Here is a 19531-nt window from a genome sequence, read left to right on the forward strand (position 1 = left end):
ACATTAATATCCGAAGTTTTCTGAGTGTTGTATTTTTAAATTGAAAATTAATCCAAATGCATGTTATCAATTAATCTTACCGTATCTACATTAACCACAATAAAGGCTCTGTAAGATTTAGTTTTATCAAAAGAATCAGCTTCTTTAAGCGTTGCTTCGTCTGCAATCAAAAAATATTCTAAAGCCATATTACTTTCTTTATCGAAAATATCTTCTACGCGTTTTTTAATTTCTTGGATACTCACTACCGGGAACCAATCATTGACTTGGACTAAGGTTTTGGAAATTATTGCCGCATGTTCTCGTTCAGTTTCTGATAATCTCATGTTTCTAGAACTCATTGCAAGACCATTTTCTTCTCTATGGATTGGTACGCCATGTATCTTAATTGGTAGCTGTAGGTTGCTAACGAGAGTTTCTATGATTTTGAGCTGTTGGTAATCTTTCTCTCCAAAATAAGCGTCATCAGCTTGTACCTGTCTTAGTAAAGTTTCTACAACTGTACCTACACCGTCAAAATGCCCTGGTCGTGCTGCGCCTTCCATTTCGTTTTCTAATCCATTAAAATTATAGTGCTGACTTTCTAAAGTATCAGGATAGATATCTTCTACATTAGGGATGTAGACTGCATCTACTAAGTTGGATTGATTTAATTTTTCTATATCCTGATCTATTGTTCTCGGATATTTCTTGAGGTCGTCAGGATTGTTGAACTGCGTGGGGTTAACAAATATAGAAGCGATAACAATATCATTTTTTTGTTTTGCAACTTCATACAATGATATGTGACCATCGTGCAAGGCTCCCATAGTTGGAGCAAAGCCAATTGATTTTTTATTTGTTTTAAGATGAGTAATGTAGTTCTGTAACTCAAGCTTACTGTGTAATATTTTCATTTTATGACAATGTATAATATGCTTGTAAAATTAGAAAAATAGTGTGTTTTAATGCTATTTATTTTAGAAAAAATATTTCTATATTTTGTGTAGATCTGTTTAGATATTTGATAACATTTAAGCCTTGGTAGATAGCTTGTTATAAAGTGATTGTATTAAAATTCTGTTAATTAAAATAAATTCGTTTAAAATTTTGTAATTTTGCGTAATAAAGTGTTTATACTTTTTAGTAAGAGAAATAAGAAAATATGCCGAATCAAAAGATTTTATACGTTACTACAGAGATGTTTCCGTATAAGGAAGATACTAATATGGGGAATATGGTTAATAAAATGGCCATCAAAATGCACCAATCTGGTAACGATGTAAGAGTTTTTATGCCAAAATTTGGACAGATTAGTGAGCGAAAGTTTCAGCTACACGAGGTGATCCGTCTTTCTGGGATGAATATTATTATTAACGACTTAGATCAACCTTTGATTATTAAAGTTGCTTCATTGCCAGGAGAGAGACTTCAGGTTTATTTTATAGACAATGATGAGTATTTCAAAAGAAAGCAATATTACTTTGATGACGAAAATAATCCTTTTACGGATAATAACGAACGTGCAGTCTTCTTTGCACGTGGTGTTATCGAAACTATTAAAAAATTAAACTGGGTGCCAGACGTTATTCATATTAATGGTTGGATGGCTTCTTTAATCCCAATTTATCTTAAGACTTTTTATAAGGATGATACTTATTTTAACGATACTAAGCTAGTATTGTCAGTATATAATGAAGAAGATATTGCTTTGTCAGAAAATACTAAAGAAATATTAAGCTTTGACAATATTTCTGGTCTGGAGTCGTTAGAGAATCCTAGTTTCCTTGGTTTTGTAAGTGACAGTATGCAGTATGTAGATGTCATTGTAAAAGGAGATGAGTTTTTAGAAGAAAAATTAGAAAAAGCTTATGCAGGTGCTTCTACTGATAAGTCAGATTATGTTAATGTAGAAGCAATAGCACAAGTTTATTAAGACCATATTACACAATGATTAATTCTATAAAAAAACTATTTCAAATAGGAGGTGTTGTTATTTTTTCTTTAATGGTAACAAGTTGTGAGTCTGATATTGACAATCTTGGATCTCAATTTTTTGATGGTAATAGTGCAGAGGGTACCGAGACTTCATATAGTATAACTGCTTATAATATTAATCATGGCGATTTTATTAGAACAGATGCTGCTAAGTTAGGTTATGCTACGCTTGGAGCTTTTAATGAAGATGTATTTGGAGGTCAAAAATCAGATTACTATACGCAAGTTAGATTAAGCAATGATAAGGTAGATTTCGGAACTAATGCAAAGTTAGACTCTGCAGTTTTAGTTATTAATCCAATTTATCAAAAAGATTCTGCAGTTACAGTTACTAAAGAATTTAATTACCCTGCTGTTAACGGTGTTGCAGCTAAACAAGATATGGTAACTTACCCTATTGAGAAGTATGGTAAAACTAAGATTAATGGCAAAACCGTATTTAACATAAAAGTAGAAGAAGTTGCAGATTTCTTAGGAGGAATTAACGATTCTATTATGTCTAATAAATCATTTGCTGTTAGTACTTTGATAGGTTCTAAAGTTTTTGATGGTACAGTTAGTAGTGTGAAAATTACTAAGAAAGAAGATAGTTCAGAATTGTTATCTAGAGATGCCAATCTTCGTATTAAATTAGACTCAACATTTTTTGCGAATAAAATTATTGCAAAGAGTGGTAAGCCAGAATTGTCTGATGCAGCTAGTTTTATTAGATATTTTAAAGGAATAAAGATTTCTGTTGCAGAAAATGATGGGTATATTTTTAAGATATCTCCAAGTGATATGACGATTCAGTTGTATTATAAGAATGATAAAACAGAAAATAATGTTGTCACAAGACCACAGTCAACTTTCGTTCTTAATCTAGGTAGCTCTAACGTTCACTTTAACCATATTGCATATAATCGTGCAGGTAAAGCTTACGAAACAGCAATGCCAGCAATATCTAATGACCAAAATAATCCTATCTATCCTGGAGATGCAGGAAGTAGCCAATTATTTTTACAAGGTATGGGTGGTGCCAGTGCAGGGATCAGAATTCCGGCTGTTACAATTAATAGTCTTAAAAAGCTTTTCAATGACGAAAAAGCAGGGATTATTAATGCTAAAATTAGACTTTATACAGATACAAGTATTTGGAAAAATAAGTATAAAAAACCTTCCTATTTCTTGGTCAGAGAAAAAAATGCTTCTTCATTTCTTACCGATATGACGGCTTATTCTTTTACACCATATAATCTTATCAAGACATTTGATACAGATAAAGAATTGGCTTATTATGATATTAATATCACCAAAACTATTAAGAATATTGTTGAAACTAATGCTGAAAATAAAGATCTAATCATAGATCTAGGAAGCTATTTATCAGATCCTTCAACAGGAGCATTATTGGGGACAAAATTTAATGATCGCGCTTATACGCCAACTAGAATTGTTCTAGAAGGTACAGCAAAAAATGACATAGGTGGAGTTGTTAAAGATTCTCACGTTGCTCAATTAAAAGTTACTTACGCAAAAAAATAAACACAAACACAATTATTAAACTATGTGCGGAATTGTAGGATATACAGGTTTTCAGGATGCTTATGATATTGTTATTAATGGATTAAGACGTCTAGAATATAGAGGATATGACAGTGCAGGTATTGTTTTAGAAAGCAATAAAAATAGTCAGTTCGAAGTTCAAAAAACTAAAGGAAAAGTAAGTGATCTAGAAAGCATCTCTAGTAATCTTAAAAATACATCTCATGTAGGAATGGGACATACAAGATGGGCTACTCATGGTGTCCCAAGTGATAGAAACTCCCATCCACATTTATCTAATAATAATAAAATTGCATTGGTTCATAATGGTATTATAGAAAATTATGATACAATTAAGACCATGTTAATTAGTAAAGGTTTTGAATTTAAATCAGAAACTGATACTGAAGTCTTGGTTAATCTAATTCAGTATTTTATGGATACTCAATCTGATTTAGACTTCCCTACAGCAGTGAGATATGCTCTTAACGAAGTATACGGTGCTTATGCAATTACTGTTATGCACGAAGATTTCCCAGGTGTATTAGTTGTTGGGAGATTAGGTTCTCCTTTGGCTATTGGTCTAGGAAATAACGAGTATTTTATAGCATCAGATGCTTCTCCGTTTGTAGAATTTACAAAAGAAGCTGTCTATCTAGAAGAAGGACATATGGCTATTATATCCGTAGAAAATGGAGTTGATATTAGAACAATAAAAGATTACGAAAAAGTTGTCCCAGCTGTCCAAGAGCTTAGACTTAATTTGGAGCAGATCGAAAAAGGTGGCTACGAGCATTTTATGCTAAAAGAGATCTTCGAACAACCAAAATCTATTCTTGATACCATGCGTGGTAGACTTTTAGTAGAAGAAGGTATCATCAAAATGGCTGGTATTTGGGATCATTTAGAAAAAATAAATAATGCCGAAAGAATTATCGTTATAGCTTGTGGTACTTCTTGGCATGCAGGTTTAATAGGAGAGTATCTTATTGAAGAATTTGCAAGAATACCTGTAGAAGTAGAATATGCTTCAGAATTCCGTTACAGAAATCCTATCATTGGACCAAAAGATGTTGTGATTGCTATTTCTCAATCTGGAGAGACTGCGGATACAATGGCTGCAATTAAGTTGGCTAAAGAAAGAGGAGCATTTGTCTATGGTATTTGTAATGTTGTAGATTCTTCTATTGCTCGTGTTACAGATGCTGGGTCTTATACTCATGCTGGACCAGAGATTGGTGTAGCTTCAACTAAAGCTTTTACAGCTCAATTAACAATATTATCATTAATTGCCCTAAAATTAGGAAAACATAATGGTAATCTAAGTAATGCAGAATTTATGAGATTAATTTCAGAATTAGATGCATTGCCTAAGAAAGTTGAAGAAGTATTAAAGTCATCAGATGCTGTTGCTAAAGAAACTGCTAAACATTTTTATGAATCTACTAATTTCCTATATTTAGGAAGAGGTTATAATTTCCCATCAGCATTAGAAGGCGCACTTAAGCTTAAGGAGATTTCTTATATCCATGCAGAAGGCTATCCAGCTGCAGAAATGAAACATGGACCGATTGCCTTAATTGATGAAAATATGCCAATCGTTATCATTGCACCAAAAGAAGGGCATTATGATAAAATTGTAAGTAACGTACAAGAAATAAAAGCTAGAAAAGGAAAAGTAATAGCAATCGTAACTAAGGGTGATGTAGCAGTAGCTAAGATGGCAGACTTCGTTATAGAAATGCCAGATACTTCAGAGTGCTTCTCTCCAATAGTAGCTGCAATTCCACAACAGTTATTAGCTTATTACATTGCTGTTTACAGAGGAGCTAACGTAGATCAACCTCGTAATTTGGCAAAATCAGTAACAGTAGAATAATTAATCCATTATCAACAAAATATTATATTTAATTTTACGTTAAATAAAATACTAGTAATTGTTAAAAAAAATTATATATTTACCGCTTAATTTCTTGAAATAGGATGAAAAGGATATTCTTTATATTATTGTCGGCATCAGTTGTGGTGTCTTGTTCCAAAGGGGGAGGTAAGTCTGCAGGTAGACCAGGATCTAAAACAAAAGGAGAACTGATTCCTTCTAATCGCTCTAAAACCTTCGTGTCAGAAAGACCTTATGGCATGGTGGCTATTCCAGGTGGATCATTTGTTATGGGTATGGCAGATCAAGACTTTACCAATCAACCAGAAAAGGCTAATCCTAAAACTGTAACAGTTAATTCATTCTTTATGGATGAAACAGAGGTTACTAACGCAAAATACCGCGAATTTATTTATTATGTTAGAGATTCCATAGCAAGAACACTTTTAGCTGAAGCTGCTGGTGGAGCTTCTGGTAGCGATGCTGGAGGAGGCAATGGCGGTAGTATTAGTGACTTTGCTTATGCTGCACAAAAAACAGGAGATAATGTATCTCCATATCAGACTTACTTAGATTCTCAAGGAGGTCGTGATGGTTATAGTGAAGCTAAAAAATTGGATTGGAAAGTGCCATTAAGTTGGAATACATCTTCTTATCCTGATGAGCAGTATGCCGAAGTTTTAGAGTCTATGTATATTGCTCCAGAGAAGAGAATTAATAACGAGAGATTATTAGATACGAGCAAATTACTTTATTCTTATCAATGGGAAAATGTAGCAGGAGCAGTAAAAGATAAAAATAGAGGCGCAGATTATCTTAAGAAAGAAAGCGTGGCTATATATCCTGATACAACAGTATGGATTAAAAATTTTAATAACTCATATAACGATCCGTTGTTTGAGCAATATTTTTGGCATCAGGCTTACAAGCAATATCCAGTTGTAGGTGTTACTTGGGATCAAGCAAGAGCATTTTGTAATTATAAAACAAAAAGAAAAGCAGATTTTAATAGTAGCTTGAAGAAGAAGAAGGAAAAACCAGGAAACTTTAGATTACCAACAGAAGCAGAATGGGAATATGCTGCAAAAGGAGGTTTAGAAAATGCAACTTATCCATGGGGCGGACCTAACTTACAAGACGATAGAGGCTGTTATCTTGCTAACTTTAAGCCGAAGAGAGGCTCTTATATGGAAGATGAGAAAAAAGGTACATATGTTTATACCGCGCCAGTAAAGAAATTTCAGAGAAACGGATATGGATTATATGATATGGCTGGTAACGTAGCAGAATGGACACAGTCACCTTATAGTAATTCTACGTCTCAATTTTCTTCAACTCTTAACCCAACAATATCTACTCAACTTCAGAATGATACTAAAAAAGTTGTTCGTGGTGGATCTTGGAAAGATGTAGGTTACCTTTTGATGACAGGTTATAGAGACTGGGAAAGAAAAGATTCTGCAAGAAGCTATATTGGATTTAGAACCATACAAGATATTCCTGTAGGCTCTACAAAATTCAAAACAAAGACTAAATAATTTAACTACTGACTACTACTAACTTTAAACTTTTTATAACACATGTTCAAAACTAAAGATGCCAGAATGAATTTTTTCTATTCTATTGGCGCAGCGATCGTAATTCTTGGTGCATTATTCAAAATGACTCACTGGAGTTTAGGTTTCATTACAGGTAACGTTGCTCTTGCAGCAGGTCTAATTATGGAGGCAATTGTATTTATTGTGTTTGCATTTGATCCACCTAAGTCTGAGGAAAAATATTCTTGGGAAAATGTTTATCCAGAATTATTGGACGAAACAGCAGAAAAGAAACCTAGAAAAGTTGTTAATCAACTAGCAGAAAATAAAGAATTAGAAGTATCATTATCTAGTAAATTAGATAAAATGCTTGCAGATGCTAAATTGGACGTAAGCTTATTCGATAGATTAAGAGGAGGTATTGAGAAGTTCTCTACATCTGTAGATCAGATTAATCAGACAGTTGATGTTTCTGCTTCTACCCATAAATATAACGAGCAGATGAATCTTGCTGCTAGTCACTTAGAAAGCATGAATGCACTTTATGCTTTACAACTAGAGCATGGTCAGAAACAATCAGAATTCAGCAAGAAATATGTTGAAGATATTCAAAAATCTGCAGCTCAATCAGAGAAATTTAACGAAGAACTTCAAGGATTAACTTCTAATCTAAATAATCTTAATAGAGTATATGGCGGAATGCTTTCTGCGATGAAGTCTTAAGAACTTGTACATTTTTATATAACTTTTATTATTAACAAAATTTAAAAAAATGGCACAAGGAAAACAATCACCTCGTCAGAAGATGATTAACTTGATGTACTTGGTTTTCATTGCAATGCTTGCAATGCAGATCGATCAGGAAATCATCCGCTCATATAAAGATACTAATGAATCTTTGACCGCTACTAGAGAGATGGTTGAAGGAAAAAATGATAAAATATTTGAAAAAACATTACAAGCTAAAGCTGCCGCTTCTCCAGAAACTTATGGTCCATTATTAGGACAATATAGAGGTCTGGAAACAAAAGCAGATGACTTGGTTAATTTTATCAATGATATTAAAGGAACTTTAAGCAAAGAAGCTGAGTATAGTAAGGACGCACCTCTGGAAGATAGTTTTGCAGCGCTTAATAATACAGAGCCTGCTACTAAAATGTTTTTCAAAGATGGAGATGAAAAAAGTCCTTCAGCAAAAGCAACTGAGCTTAAGGGGAAAGTTGATGATCTAAGAAATTATATCGTAACTAATTTTTCTTCTAATCCTCAATTGGCTGATATTGCAGCTAGAGCTTCAAAAACTCTATTAGCAGATTTTCAAAATGGTGACAAAAGAGGCCAAGGTGGTAAAAACTGGAATCAATATAAGTTTTATAATCAGCCTTTGATTGCTGCATTATCTAACTTAGAAGTGATTCAGTCAGAAGCAAGAAATCTTCAATCTGACGTTATCTCTTCAATGTTACAAGAAAAAGTTGATGCTGATATTAAGTTTGATGCTTACGAAGCTTTAGTTTCTGGACCAAGACAAGTATTGGTTGGTCAACCGCAAGAAGTAAAAATCGCTATTGGTACAAGAGCAAGTTCTGTACCTGGATTAGAAATTACCAATGCTAAGGTGGTAGATGGACAAGGTATCGCTACTCTTGGAGCTAGTGGTGTAGGTACACAGACACTTAGAGGTGAAATAAAATTTAATGATAAAAACGGAAAGCAAATTACTCTACCATATGCTCATACTTATGATGTTATTGCAGGAGTAGAAGCTCTTAAAGAACAAAAAGGAGCAATTCTTTCTGCTGATAAGATGATGGTATTATATAGAGGATTACCTAACCCAATCTCTGGATCTATTATTGGTGCTGCTGGAGCTACGCTTTCTGCGCCAGGTGCATCTGTAAGTGGCGGAAATGGTAAATGGACTGTTACACCATCTTCTGGTAGTACAATAAAATTAACAATTTCTGGTAAGGATTCTAAAGGAGCTACAATCTCTCAAGGATTTGATTTCAGAATTAAAAATGTACCACCACCAGTAGGACAGATTAGAGGTAAGAATGTTGTGTCTATGCCTGCATCTTCTATTGCTAACCAAACGGTTAGTGTAACAATGCCAGACTTTGACTTCCCAGTAAGTTTTAGTGTTAATAGTTTCATGTTTAAAGTTCCAGGAAAAGCAGCAATGCGTGTTAATGGAAGTGATATGGGAGCTGTTAGTGCATTAACAAGTAATTTGAGATCAGGTGATATAGCAATTGTTTTTGATATCCAAGCTACGGCAACAGGATTAGGAGGACAGGTACTGCAAAATATCCCAGGTATCGCAATAAATGTTCAATAAGAACGTTAAATATTTAAGATTGATTTATATCAAATATTAGTAATAATTTATGAAAAAGATAGTTTGTAATTTACTATTAGTAGTTTCAGGATTAGCTTTAGCTCAAAATAGCATCCTAAACTCTAGTTCTCCGCAAACATTCCGTGAAGAACGTGAATTAAAAAAAGACAGTGTAGCTACACCTTTAAAATATGGTTTTATTGAAGATAAAGACATATTAAAAAGTATGGTTGTGTGGGAAATTATTGATATGAATGACAAAATCAATCAACCTTTCTATCACAATGTTGATGGTCTTGTATCACAAAACAAATCATTGTACCAAATCTTAATTGATGCTGTTAATAGCGGGAAAATTAAAGAAGTATATTCTGACGAAAGTTTTACAACGAGATTATCCCCAGAAGCTATTGCATCAGCAACGTCAGCAATTAATATTGATGATTATTTTGTTCAAACTATGAACGAAGGAAAGCTTGATGAGAAAACAGCAGTTAAAGAATTGAAGAAATACAAATCTGTATTAGCTTCTGATGAAAAAAATATTAATGCCCTTAAAGGTTATTACGGTAGCAGATTATCTGACATCTATAGAAATGATGCTAATCAAATTATTGTAAACTTAGACGGGAATTATTATAGAGTTTCTCAGAAAGATATCGATTCTAACGTAGATCAAATTGTTACAAGCACTGAGAATGTAAAACTTCTTAAGATCTTTGGACAATGGTATGTTGATAAGAGAGATAGCCAGATGAAATATAGACTCTTAGGTATTGCTGCAATGGGTCCAGATCCTAACGGTGCGAAAGCAAGAGCAGCAATTGCTGGTTCTCAGTTAGAAAATGGTGTTACACCAGATAACACAACACCAGATTCTATAGACTTATTTTGGGTATTTTATCCAGATGCTAGACAGGTGTTAACGAGCAACTATGTTTTCAATTCTAAGAATGTAAGTGCAGATATCACTTTTGATGATGTGCTTAATGCAAGACGTTTTTCTTCGATTATCTATAAATCAGAAAGCGGATTAGGAAGAGGTGGCAACGGTATGATTGCAGACTACGTTCCTGATGATGCAGACGGACAATTGGAAGAAAGTGATAGAATCAAAGCACAAATTCTTCAAATGGAGAATGATTTGTGGAATTATTAAGAATTTTAATTCAATTAAATATGAAACCTGAGTATCTTTACTCAGGTTTTTTTTATTATGGAAAAAGTAGATTATATTATAGTTGGTGATGGATATGCAGCAATGTTTTTTGCCCATCAATTAATTAAAAATAACAAAAGCTTTAGGTTATTTTCTGAAGGAAATACTGCGGCATCTCATATCTCAGCAGGTGTTTGTAATCCGGTTGTGTTAAAGCGTTTTGTGGAAATTTCTAATGCCGAAAAGCAATTAGATTATCTTGATATAGTTTTTAAAGAAATTGAAGATTATACAGACACTAACTATCTTATTGACGAAAAAGTGGTTAGGATATTTCATGATGAAAAAGAGAAAGAACTTTGGCTTAAAAAATCTCAAAAAGAAGAATTGCAGCCCTATTTGAATACTGATTTTTTAACATTGAATTCGGTTACAAATCTGTACTCGTCAGGAATTGTTAATAAATCTTGCCGAATAGATGTTAAGAGTTTCTTCAGTGATATGTTTAATATTATAGAAGAAAAAGGATTTTTGATTAAAGAAAAATTTGACTTCGATAATCTAGATTTAGAAACAGAACATTATAATAATATTAATTTTAGTCATATTGTTTTTGCCGAAGGTATTGCGGTTAATAATAATCCGTACTTTGATGATATTCCTGTAAAAGGTAACAAAGGTCATTGCCTTAAGGTTAGATTACAGTCAGAAGTAGAACCTTATGTGATTAAGAAAAAGTATTTCTTGTTTAAATTTGATGAAGATTCTTACTACTGCGGCGGTACCTATGAGCGCGATGAATATGATTTGGAAATTAATCAAAATTCTGTTGATAAATTAGAATTAGGACTTAAAGAAATATATCAAAATGATTATAATATTAAGTCAGTTCAGACTGCATTCCGAGCTGTTGTAGGTGATAGAAAACCTATTTTGGGAGTTCATAAAGATTATTCTAAACTTTATATTTTAAATGGTCTAGGAGCAAGAGGCGTACTAAATGGATCTTTTTATTCTAAGATATTATTCAATTTTATAGAGAATAAAGTTATTATTGATCAAGAAGTTAATGTCAATCGTTTTTATTAAAATAAATAACAATTCCCACACTGTATAAGTATGGGAATTGTTGTTGAATATAGTATTCTAACCTCTCGCACGCTCTAATAAGACCATCATCATAAGGCTTAATACACATAATGTTTCTTGGTCGTCTGGTATGTCTATAATACGATCTAATTGAAATCGTCTTCCAAAAAAGGAAGGCATTTTTTTCAACCGGAAAATAATGCGATCATCCTTGTCCTTTACAATATATTTAGGATTAAGAAAATAACCAGTAAACATCCCAACAATTGGTATTTCTCCAACCATATTATCCCAAAATTTAGTCCAAGCATTCTCTTCTGTAATAGTAAAGAGTTGTTGATCTTGTTTATCGATGATATTGTAAGTAGATTTCCAAATAGATCTCATTCCTTTTCTTGCAATACGCCCGATATTATCACCATTAGGCTCTGTAATTTTAAAAGATGCATTAAAATCAATCCATTGATTAGCATTAATATTATAGATAACTTCCTTTTTTGTAGTGTCTTTAAAAACTTGTACACTATCTTTTAATTTGAAGATTTTTGACCTTACATAAGCAAGTGACGTCCCATGCTTATCATTAATAGTGAAATCATTAGCTAAAGTTGTAATTTTAAAAGTAAAATCCAGCGGATACTGAAGGTTTTGCATTTTGTGTTAATTTTGTTGCGATAAATATAGAATATTTTTCTTATAACCTAACAATTGTGAAGTTAGCATTCTGTAAATACCCTCTATTTCCTTATCTTTGCAGTCTAAAATTTTGAGATGAACAAGTACATTAAGTTTGTAATTGCGGCCATATTAATTGGTTTAGGAGTTTTCCTTATGTTCAACCGTAATATTGGTTGGGGTATAGTCGTTGTTTTATTATCAGCAATACCTATATTTTTATTTTTCAAAAATGAAAAAATACTATTGGCATTTTGGCAACTTAGAAAGCAAGATTTTCAAAAAGCTAATGGTTTTTTAATGAAAATCAAGAATTATAAAACAGAACTTCATAAGACACAATACGGCTATTATCACTATCTAATAGGATTAACAACAGCACAAGATAATAATCCTGCCAAGACAGAAGCTTTGATGAGAAAAGCATTAGATTATGGACTTAATATGAAACATGATCGTGCAATGGCAACGCTTAATCTAGCAGCAGGAGCTATGGCAAAAGGCAGACGTCAAGAAGCTCAAAAACTATTAGAAGAAGCTAAGAATCTAGATACAGCAGGGATGATGACAGATCAGATAAAGATGCTTAAAGATCAGTTAAAAATGCCTTCTATGCAAAAGCATATGCACAATCCCCATATGAGACAAAGAGGTAAATTCTAAAAATAAAAAAAGACCAAATTAATTTTTGGTCTTTTTTTTATGAGCTATTCCCGCTGTCCACTATATCTTTACTGTTATCGCTCGGTTGGCTTCGCTGCGCTGCGCCACCTCACTCAACAGCAAAGGATGCCGTTTCCATCGGGGCTAGGAGAGAAGTGAGTATAATTACATTTCGCCTTCTTGAGAAGATTCACTGTAATAGAATTTTGGTATTTGCCATTTATATTTTACCGCTAGAGTTCTTATTGCAACAATGAGTAAAATAGTAAATATCTGTATAAAAGTGTATGATAGATCTGTTAGCTTTGCTAAGATTAGAAAGATGCTTCCGCCAATAATACAAGCTGTGGCGTAGATTTCTTTTCGGAAAATTAACGGAATTCTATTCAATAAAATATCCCTGATAATTCCTCCAAAACAACCTGTAATAGTACCTAATGTAATACATATTATAGGATGAAGCTCTGCAGTTAAGCCTTTTTGGATACCGATAATTGTAAATAATCCAAGCCCAAAACTATCAAATAGAAATAAAGTGACTTTAAAATTCTTTTCAATAGACTTAAAGATCATCGAGAAGATGCATGTTGCAAATATCAAAGAACACATCCATAAGTCATGCATCCAAAAAACTGGCACATCCAATAACAAATCACGAACTGTACCTCCTCCAACAGATGTGACGAAGGCAATAATAAGTACACCAAATGGATCTAGACGTTTTTGCATGGCAGCAAAACTTCCAGACATAGCGAAAGATATTGTTCCTAATACTTCTATTAAAAAGTTTAATTGTTCATGCATATTATAAGACTTTTATAATATTTAGTTCAAGTCCAATTCTACCATAACAGGGCAATGATCAGAGTGTTTTACTTCTGGTAAGATTATCGCTCTTGTCATCTTATTTTCTAGACTCTTAGAGACCATATTATAATCTATGCGCCAACCTTTGTTACGCTCTCTAGAAGCTGCTCTATAACTCCACCAAGAATATTGATCGGGTTGATTATTAAAGTGTCTGAAACTATCAACAAGTTCTGCTTCATTTAAGAATTGTGTCATCCATTCTCTTTCCATGGGAAGAAACCCCGAAACTTTTGATAACTTGATAGGATCATGGATATCAATAGCTTCATGGCAAATGTTATAATCGCCACAGATGATAAGGTTGGGTATTTGTTTTTTCAATTCTTTGATATAAGCTAAAAAGTCAAAACAAAACTGCATCTTAAACTCTAATCTGTCAATATTAGACGCCGAAGGAACATATACAGATATTACTGAAAAACCTTCAAAATCAGCCCTAATAACTCTTCCTTCGTAGTCATACTTCTCTATACCACAACCATATTCTACATGTAAAGGTTTAGTTTTAGATGCAATACCAACACCGCTGTAGCCTTTTTTTTGTGCAGAAAACCAGTAGGTATGATAACCTATTTTCTTAAAAGAAGCAATGTCGATTTGATCATTATTAGCTTTGCTTTCTTGGATACAGATAACGTCAGGATTAGCCAAGGTTAACCAACCTATAAAATCTTTAGTAAAAGCGGCTCTGATGCCATTGACATTGTAAGAAATAAGTTTCATATATTAGTATAATAGATTGATTTTTAATTATTAGAAGTTAGGGAAATTGTATTTTAATCCTATTGATGCTATGTTGGATTTTATATCACCAGTATGTAAATATAATAGGCTGAAAATTTCTAAATTTCTATATCTATAACCTGCGCCAATTTTATTGAAAACTAATAGGTTATGGGTTGCCTCTTTTACCACAGGATTTCCAGAAAAAACTGTTTTTGTATAATACTGAGATGATGAAAAGTCAAAAATATAAGCGTTAAGATAAACTTTATGCTTAGGACTATTTAAAATATAGTAATAAGCTAATACGCCTATATCAATCTGTGATTTAATACTTTTTTTATCAACTTCTGTTTTTTCTATATTTGGATTAAAGGTACTGTAATTACCTGCTAATCCAATAGAAATTTGGTTATTTAAGAATGGTAAGTTTTTCTCAATTTCTAGACCAAAAGAATAAGATTGATTAGTGTCATAATCTTTATATTCATCCGAAACAAAGTTTTTTGAAATGGCAATTTTTGCATTAGTTGAGCCATAATTACTTTTGACTTTTTGATTAGTATCTCCAAGACAATTATTAGTTTTTTTGAAAAAATTCAATAAATCACTTTCTCTGTATTGCACAAAATTAATGGAGTTATTACCACAATTAATTTTTGTTAGTTCATTTCTGAAATCAGATTTTTTAACTTTAATACTTTCATCATTTGGGTTATAATATTCTTTGTACAAAAGAGGTTTAATCTGAGAATCACCTTTAACCGAATAAAAGTAAGCCGTATTTTGAGAATCAGAGTATCTATATAAAGAATTAGTTCCTTTTACTAAAGTTTCTAAAACTAGAGTTTCATTTTTTAAATTGTAATTATCATTATTTTCTAACAAATGTTCGTTTTCCTTATGTCTAGATATACTAACAATCTGTTTTGAATACTCTATATCATCGTTAATCAAAACGGATTTTATATCATTTTGATTGAATTTTTTCTCGGGTGAATTTTTATTTTCGCGAAAAACAAATGATTGAGGCGTATAATATGGCGTATTATAAAAAACTTCGCCAATAAGATGTTCTCCATTTTCTAGATTAATTTCAGCCTTTTTAAAATCTTGAGCAGATAAGCATGCGCCTAAAAACAAAAAAAATATAATTTTATTCATAATAATGATTTATAATGCAATTTTACAAAAAAAGGCGGAAAAAATCAAAGAAATTTTCCGCCCAGTAACCCAAATTAAATAAACTATGAAAAAACTATTTGGGCTCTAATACGCTAATTGGGATAATTATTTCCTCTAGAGATATACCTCCATGTTGATAAGTGTCTTTGTAATAATTTACAAAATGATTATAATTTTTAGGGTAAGCTAAAAATATATTGTTCTTCGCAAAAATATATTTAGAGCTTAGATTTCCTTTTGGAAGGAAAAGTTTTTCTGGATTATTAACTGCCCAAACATCTTTGTCATCATAAGTTAGACTTCGCCCTGTTTTGTAACGGATGTTAGTAGATGTTTCTCTATCTCCTACAACCTTACTTGGTTTTTTGACGTAAATTGTCCCGTGATCCGTTGTTATAACTAACTTAAAGCCACTTTCTGCCGCTAACTTAATAATTTTAAGCAAAGAAGAGTTCTCAAACCAATTGTAAGTTAGAGATCTAAAGGTTTTATCATCTCTAATTAATTGATTAACAATACTGTTGTCTGTTTTTGCGTGTGATAAAATATCTATAAAGTTATAGACAATTACCAATAAATCATTGTTCTTATGTTGATTGAAATCTTCGAAGATTTTGCGTTCAAAATCAGCATTTAGAATCTTAAGGTACTTCATAGATTTACCAGAAAGGCCCAGACGCTTCATTTGATCTTCTAGAAAATCACGCTCATGTTCATTTTTATTACCTTCTTCGTTGTCGTTAAACCAATAGTCTGGGAATCTTTTTTCTATCTCAGATGGCATTAATCCTGCAAAAAAAGAATTTCTTGCATATTGTGTCGCGGTTGGTAGAATACTGAAATAATAATCTTCAGAAGTTTTGTTATAAAACTTAGTAAACAATGGTTCTATAACTTTCCATTGGTCATACCTAAGATTGTCGACCATTAGTAAAAGCACCTTTTCATTTTGCAATTCAGGCTTTACTTTATCTTTGAAGAGAGTGTGACTCATCATTGGTTTGTCTGGCTGATGCAACCAATCTTCATAGTTTTTCTCTATAAATTTTGAAAACTGAATGTTAGCTTCTTCCTTTTGAGATTGTAATAACTCTGCAAATTCACTATCAAAAACTTTATCAAATTTAACTTCCCAGTTAAGTATTTTTTTATAGTATTCTGCCCAATCTTGATAAGTTCTAAGATAAGATAACTCTAGACTCAGATTTCTAAAATCTTGTTGATATTCTAGAATAGTTTTTTGTTCTACAAGACTTTCGCTTTGTAAGTTTTTCTTTAATGATAATAAAATTTGATTAGGATTAACAGGCTTTAGGATATAATCCGAAATCTGAGAACCAATGGCTTGCTCCATGATATGCTCTTCTTCACTTTTAGTCACCATGACTATTTTTAAGCTACTATCACGATCTTTTATCATTGGGATAGCTTCTAGTCCAGAGATACCTGGCATATTTTCATCCAGAAGCGTAAGCTGAAATTTTTCTTTATCTATTAATTCTAATGCTTCGTTAACGTTGTTAACCGGCGTTACTGTGTAGCCTTTGTTTTCTAAGAAAACAATGTGTGGTTTTAATAAGTCGACCTCATCATCTATCCATAAAATTTTTCCCGACATAATATATAGTTTATTCTACTAGTTATGCATCAAAATTACGACCAAACTATCTTAAGATAAATGTAAAAATAAAAGGATAGCGTTAAATTTTAGTTAATTTATAAAGACTATGAAGTTTTAGAATTCGATAGAAAAAAGAAAACTCAGGATTAACCTGAGTTTTAGTTGGAGTAGGACATTAATTCTTCTTTATTAGAATTCACTAATTTGAATTCTAAATATTTGAAAGAGTCTCGCGGGATAACGGTTACCCATTTCTTATACCGCAGAAACCATTTGTTCTGTATGCTCATAATCCCCTTTGTAAGGTAGGCCTCTACAAAAGGATGAACGTGCAGATACAATTTGCCTTTTTCTGTTTGGATAATGTTTCTGATGGATTCTTCCATACGCTCAATAATAACGATTGGCGCTGTAATTTCTCCATCTTTATTAGGATTTTCTTCCTTAGTTTCGATATATTTTTCTGGTCGTACACGTTGCCTAGTCATCTGGATTAACCCAAATTTACTTGGCGGCAATATTTTGTGACGAGCCTTATCACGTTTCATCTCATCCCGAAAATGATCAAACAATTCGCGACGATGATCCGCATCTACCATATCGATAAAGTCAATAACTATAATACCACCCATATCTCTAAGTCTTAATTGGCGTGCTATTTCTGTGGCAGCCATTTTATTGACATTAAGAGCATGTTGCTTATTAGTTGTAGCCGAGGAGATGTTATTACCGGAGTTAACATCTACCACGTGTAGCGCTTCTGTATGTTCTATAACAAGGTAAGCACCTTTAGAACTTGGGATATTGACGTTTTTTCCGAAACTTTGTTTAAGCTGTTTTTCAACATTGTAATATTCTAGAAGAGGAGTTGGAGCATCGTAAAACTGTACAATGTTCTTACTCTCTGGCGAGATGACTTCTAGATAATTCTTCATGTCATACACCATATCTTCGTCATCACAAATGATGCTAACAAAGTCTTGGTTAAAATTGTCTCTTAAGATGGATGAGGCTTTATCTTCTTCGCTTAGAACTTTGGCGGGTACTTTATTTTTTTGAATATTATTAAAACAAGTATCCCATTTTTGGATAAGCTGATTCATATCATTATGAAGTTCAGCTACTTTTTTACCTTCGGCAACGGTTCTAATAATAACCCCGAAACCTTCTGGTCTAATGCTTTCTATAAGAGTCCTAAGGCGATCTTTCTCTGCGCCATCTTTAATTTTTTTGGAAATCGATATCTTGTTATCAAATGGAATAAGAACTAAAAAACGACCGGTTAAAGAGATCTGTGTAGATATTCTTGGTCCTTTAGTAGAAATTGGTTCTTTAGTAATTTGAATTAATACGAGATCTCCAGCTGCGGCTACTTTATCAATAGTGCCATTTTTGTCAATATCTTTTTGCTGCTCAAAATCTTTAAGCTTTGCTACATTTTGCCTCTTGGCAATAGTATCTTTCAGAAATTTCTGATAAGATAAAAATTGTGGTCCTAGATCCTGATAATGCAAGAACGCGTCTTTACCGTATCCGATATTAACGAAAGCTGCATTAAGGTTAGGGGCAAGTTTTTTGACTTTTCCTAAAAAAAGATCACCTACTACAAAATCCGACTTTACTTCTTGCTCGTGTAGTTCAAAAAGTCTTCCGTCTTCTAACAGGGCAATTTTAGAAGAATTATCCTCATGCGAAATGATTAATTCTTTCTTCATGTCTTCTGATTGGCTAATGTTGTCTTGTTATAGACACGGTTAATGTTATGGTTCTCCAAATTAAGATATAAGACGATGTTAAAAACAAAATATAGTCGGTGAAATTGCACCAACTATATTTATATTTATTAAACGACAGTCTAAGAAGATTATTTTTTCTTCTTATGTCTGTTTTGTCTTCTTCTTTTCTTTCTCTTGTGTGTCGCTACCTTGTGTCTTTTTCTTTTCTTTCCGCTTGGCATAATTTAGAAATTTTTATTATGTGTTAGTATTCAATTAATTATTTTACTGCAACTTTGGTTTTTACTTTTTCTACAAAAGTTTTTGATGGTTTGAAAGCCGGAATATTATGTGCCGGGATTTCAATTGCCGTGTTCTTAGAAATGTTTCTTCCTGTTTTAGCCGCTCTAGTTTTGATAACGAAAGAACCAAAACCTCTTAGATAAACATTGTCCCCATTATACATCGAAGTTCTAATCTCCTGCATGAAAGCTTCTATAACTTTCTGAGTGTCATTCTTTTCCACTCCCAATTTGTTCGATATTGTGTTTACCAATTCTGCCTTTGTCATT

At 32.6% G+C, this 19531-nt stretch carries 17 protein-coding genes; 9 read left to right on the top strand and 8 right to left on the bottom strand.

What is annotated here, in order from left to right; genetic code table 11:
* Nucleotides 1-47: 47 nt before the first annotated feature.
* Nucleotides 48-896: a pantoate--beta-alanine ligase gene (gene panC, locus ACQQ6V_RS13510; protein WP_448846028.1), complete on the bottom strand. Its 849-nt coding sequence runs from the start codon at nucleotides 894-896 to the stop codon at nucleotides 48-50.
* 248 nt (nucleotides 897-1144) lie between these two features.
* Between panC and ACQQ6V_RS13515 the strand changes: the two genes are divergently transcribed.
* The 8 genes from ACQQ6V_RS13515 (at nucleotide 1145) to ACQQ6V_RS13550 (ending at nucleotide 11507) form a co-directional block, all read left to right on the top strand.
* Nucleotides 1145-1915, top strand: a complete 771-nt coding sequence (locus ACQQ6V_RS13515) for a glycogen/starch synthase (RefSeq protein ID WP_448846029.1) — start codon at nucleotides 1145-1147, stop codon at nucleotides 1913-1915.
* A 14-nt stretch (nucleotides 1916-1929) separates the two neighbouring features.
* Complete coding sequence (locus ACQQ6V_RS13520) at nucleotides 1930-3501, top strand: DUF4270 family protein (RefSeq protein ID WP_448846030.1); 1572 nt, start codon at nucleotides 1930-1932, stop codon at nucleotides 3499-3501.
* Between the two features lie 22 nt (nucleotides 3502-3523).
* A complete protein-coding gene (gene glmS, locus ACQQ6V_RS13525; protein WP_448846031.1) occupies nucleotides 3524-5380 on the top strand; it encodes a glutamine--fructose-6-phosphate transaminase (isomerizing) in 1857 nt (618 codons plus the stop codon).
* Nucleotides 5381-5484: 104 nt separating this feature from the next.
* On the top strand, nucleotides 5485-6918 hold the full coding sequence (gene porK, locus ACQQ6V_RS13530) for a T9SS ring complex lipoprotein PorK/GldK (protein ID WP_448846032.1): 1434 nt from the start codon (nucleotides 5485-5487) through the stop codon (nucleotides 6916-6918).
* Between the two features lie 42 nt (nucleotides 6919-6960).
* The gene (gene porL / locus ACQQ6V_RS13535) at nucleotides 6961-7641 is read left to right on the top strand and encodes a type IX secretion system motor protein PorL/GldL (protein WP_448846033.1); all 681 of its coding nucleotides are present in this window, start codon (nucleotides 6961-6963) and stop codon (nucleotides 7639-7641) included.
* Nucleotides 7642-7690: 49 nt separating this feature from the next.
* Nucleotides 7691-9259, top strand: a complete 1569-nt coding sequence (gene porM / locus ACQQ6V_RS13540) for a type IX secretion system motor protein PorM/GldM (RefSeq protein WP_448846034.1) — start codon at nucleotides 7691-7693, stop codon at nucleotides 9257-9259.
* A gap of 49 nt (nucleotides 9260-9308) precedes the next feature.
* Nucleotides 9309-10418: a type IX secretion system ring subunit PorN/GldN gene (gene porN / locus ACQQ6V_RS13545; RefSeq protein ID WP_448846035.1), complete on the top strand. Its 1110-nt coding sequence runs from the start codon at nucleotides 9309-9311 to the stop codon at nucleotides 10416-10418.
* A gap of 57 nt (nucleotides 10419-10475) precedes the next feature.
* Nucleotides 10476-11507: an NAD(P)/FAD-dependent oxidoreductase gene (locus ACQQ6V_RS13550; protein ID WP_448846036.1), complete on the top strand. Its 1032-nt coding sequence runs from the start codon at nucleotides 10476-10478 to the stop codon at nucleotides 11505-11507.
* A 57-nt stretch (nucleotides 11508-11564) separates the two neighbouring features.
* Here ACQQ6V_RS13550 and ACQQ6V_RS13555 read toward each other — a convergent pair whose 3' ends face one another.
* Nucleotides 11565-12161: an LURP-one-related family protein gene (locus ACQQ6V_RS13555; protein WP_448846037.1), complete on the bottom strand. Its 597-nt coding sequence runs from the start codon at nucleotides 12159-12161 to the stop codon at nucleotides 11565-11567.
* Nucleotides 12162-12278: 117 nt separating this feature from the next.
* On the opposite strand from ACQQ6V_RS13555, the gene ACQQ6V_RS13560 reads away from it, so the two are divergent.
* Complete coding sequence (locus ACQQ6V_RS13560; protein ID WP_448846038.1) at nucleotides 12279-12845, top strand: DUF2892 domain-containing protein; 567 nt, start codon at nucleotides 12279-12281, stop codon at nucleotides 12843-12845.
* Between the two features lie 165 nt (nucleotides 12846-13010).
* Here ACQQ6V_RS13560 and ACQQ6V_RS13565 read toward each other — a convergent pair whose 3' ends face one another.
* From ACQQ6V_RS13565 to ACQQ6V_RS13590, 6 genes are all read right to left on the bottom strand, one after another.
* Nucleotides 13011-13649: a trimeric intracellular cation channel family protein gene (locus tag ACQQ6V_RS13565; RefSeq protein ID WP_448846039.1), complete on the bottom strand. Its 639-nt coding sequence runs from the start codon at nucleotides 13647-13649 to the stop codon at nucleotides 13011-13013.
* A 21-nt stretch (nucleotides 13650-13670) separates the two neighbouring features.
* Nucleotides 13671-14438 carry an exodeoxyribonuclease III gene (locus tag ACQQ6V_RS13570; RefSeq protein WP_448846040.1) on the bottom strand — a complete coding sequence of 256 codons (768 nt, stop codon included), beginning with the start codon at nucleotides 14436-14438 and terminating at the stop codon, nucleotides 13671-13673.
* Nucleotides 14439-14468: 30 nt separating this feature from the next.
* The gene (locus tag ACQQ6V_RS13575; RefSeq protein ID WP_448846041.1) at nucleotides 14469-15602 is read right to left on the bottom strand and encodes a hypothetical protein; all 1134 of its coding nucleotides are present in this window, start codon (nucleotides 15600-15602) and stop codon (nucleotides 14469-14471) included.
* Between the two features lie 94 nt (nucleotides 15603-15696).
* Nucleotides 15697-17241, bottom strand: coding sequence for a T9SS response regulator signal transducer PorX (gene porX / locus ACQQ6V_RS13580; protein ID WP_448846042.1), 1545 nt, complete (start codon nucleotides 17239-17241; stop codon nucleotides 15697-15699).
* Between the two features lie 161 nt (nucleotides 17242-17402).
* Nucleotides 17403-18959 (bottom strand): Rne/Rng family ribonuclease, encoded by a 1557-nt coding sequence (locus ACQQ6V_RS13585; RefSeq protein WP_448846043.1) that lies wholly within the window; start codon nucleotides 18957-18959, stop codon nucleotides 17403-17405.
* Nucleotides 18960-19239: 280 nt separating this feature from the next.
* Nucleotides 19240-19530: an HU family DNA-binding protein gene (locus tag ACQQ6V_RS13590; protein ID WP_448846044.1), complete on the bottom strand. Its 291-nt coding sequence runs from the start codon at nucleotides 19528-19530 to the stop codon at nucleotides 19240-19242.
* Nucleotide 19531: the final 1 nt, after the last annotated feature.

It is taken from the genome of Chryseobacterium electrogenes (assembly GCF_053553015.1).

Coding starts and splice junctions, on each gene's coding strand:
- ACQQ6V_RS13515 (WP_448846029.1), top strand. CDS start 1,145: ATGCCGAATCAAAAGATTTTATACGTTACTACAGAGATGTTTCCGTAT.
- ACQQ6V_RS13585 (WP_448846043.1), bottom strand. CDS start 18,959: ATGAAGAAAGAATTAATCATTTCGCATGAGGATAATTCTTCTAAAATT.
- porM (WP_448846034.1), top strand. CDS start 7,691: ATGGCACAAGGAAAACAATCACCTCGTCAGAAGATGATTAACTTGATG.
- porX (WP_448846042.1), bottom strand. CDS start 17,241: ATGTCGGGAAAAATTTTATGGATAGATGATGAGGTCGACTTATTAAAA.
- glmS (WP_448846031.1), top strand. CDS start 3,524: ATGTGCGGAATTGTAGGATATACAGGTTTTCAGGATGCTTATGATATT.
- ACQQ6V_RS13560 (WP_448846038.1), top strand. CDS start 12,279: ATGAACAAGTACATTAAGTTTGTAATTGCGGCCATATTAATTGGTTTA.
- porN (WP_448846035.1), top strand. CDS start 9,309: ATGAAAAAGATAGTTTGTAATTTACTATTAGTAGTTTCAGGATTAGCT.
- ACQQ6V_RS13570 (WP_448846040.1), bottom strand. CDS start 14,438: ATGAAACTTATTTCTTACAATGTCAATGGCATCAGAGCCGCTTTTACT.
- ACQQ6V_RS13555 (WP_448846037.1), bottom strand. CDS start 12,161: ATGCAAAACCTTCAGTATCCGCTGGATTTTACTTTTAAAATTACAACT.
- ACQQ6V_RS13520 (WP_448846030.1), top strand. CDS start 1,930: ATGATTAATTCTATAAAAAAACTATTTCAAATAGGAGGTGTTGTTATT.
- porL (WP_448846033.1), top strand. CDS start 6,961: ATGTTCAAAACTAAAGATGCCAGAATGAATTTTTTCTATTCTATTGGC.
- ACQQ6V_RS13575 (WP_448846041.1), bottom strand. CDS start 15,602: ATGAATAAAATTATATTTTTTTTGTTTTTAGGCGCATGCTTATCTGCT.
- ACQQ6V_RS13590 (WP_448846044.1), bottom strand. CDS start 19,530: ATGACAAAGGCAGAATTGGTAAACACAATATCGAACAAATTGGGAGTG.
- ACQQ6V_RS13565 (WP_448846039.1), bottom strand. CDS start 13,649: ATGCATGAACAATTAAACTTTTTAATAGAAGTATTAGGAACAATATCT.
- ACQQ6V_RS13550 (WP_448846036.1), top strand. CDS start 10,476: ATGGAAAAAGTAGATTATATTATAGTTGGTGATGGATATGCAGCAATG.
- panC (WP_448846028.1), bottom strand. CDS start 896: ATGAAAATATTACACAGTAAGCTTGAGTTACAGAACTACATTACTCAT.
- porK (WP_448846032.1), top strand. CDS start 5,485: ATGAAAAGGATATTCTTTATATTATTGTCGGCATCAGTTGTGGTGTCT.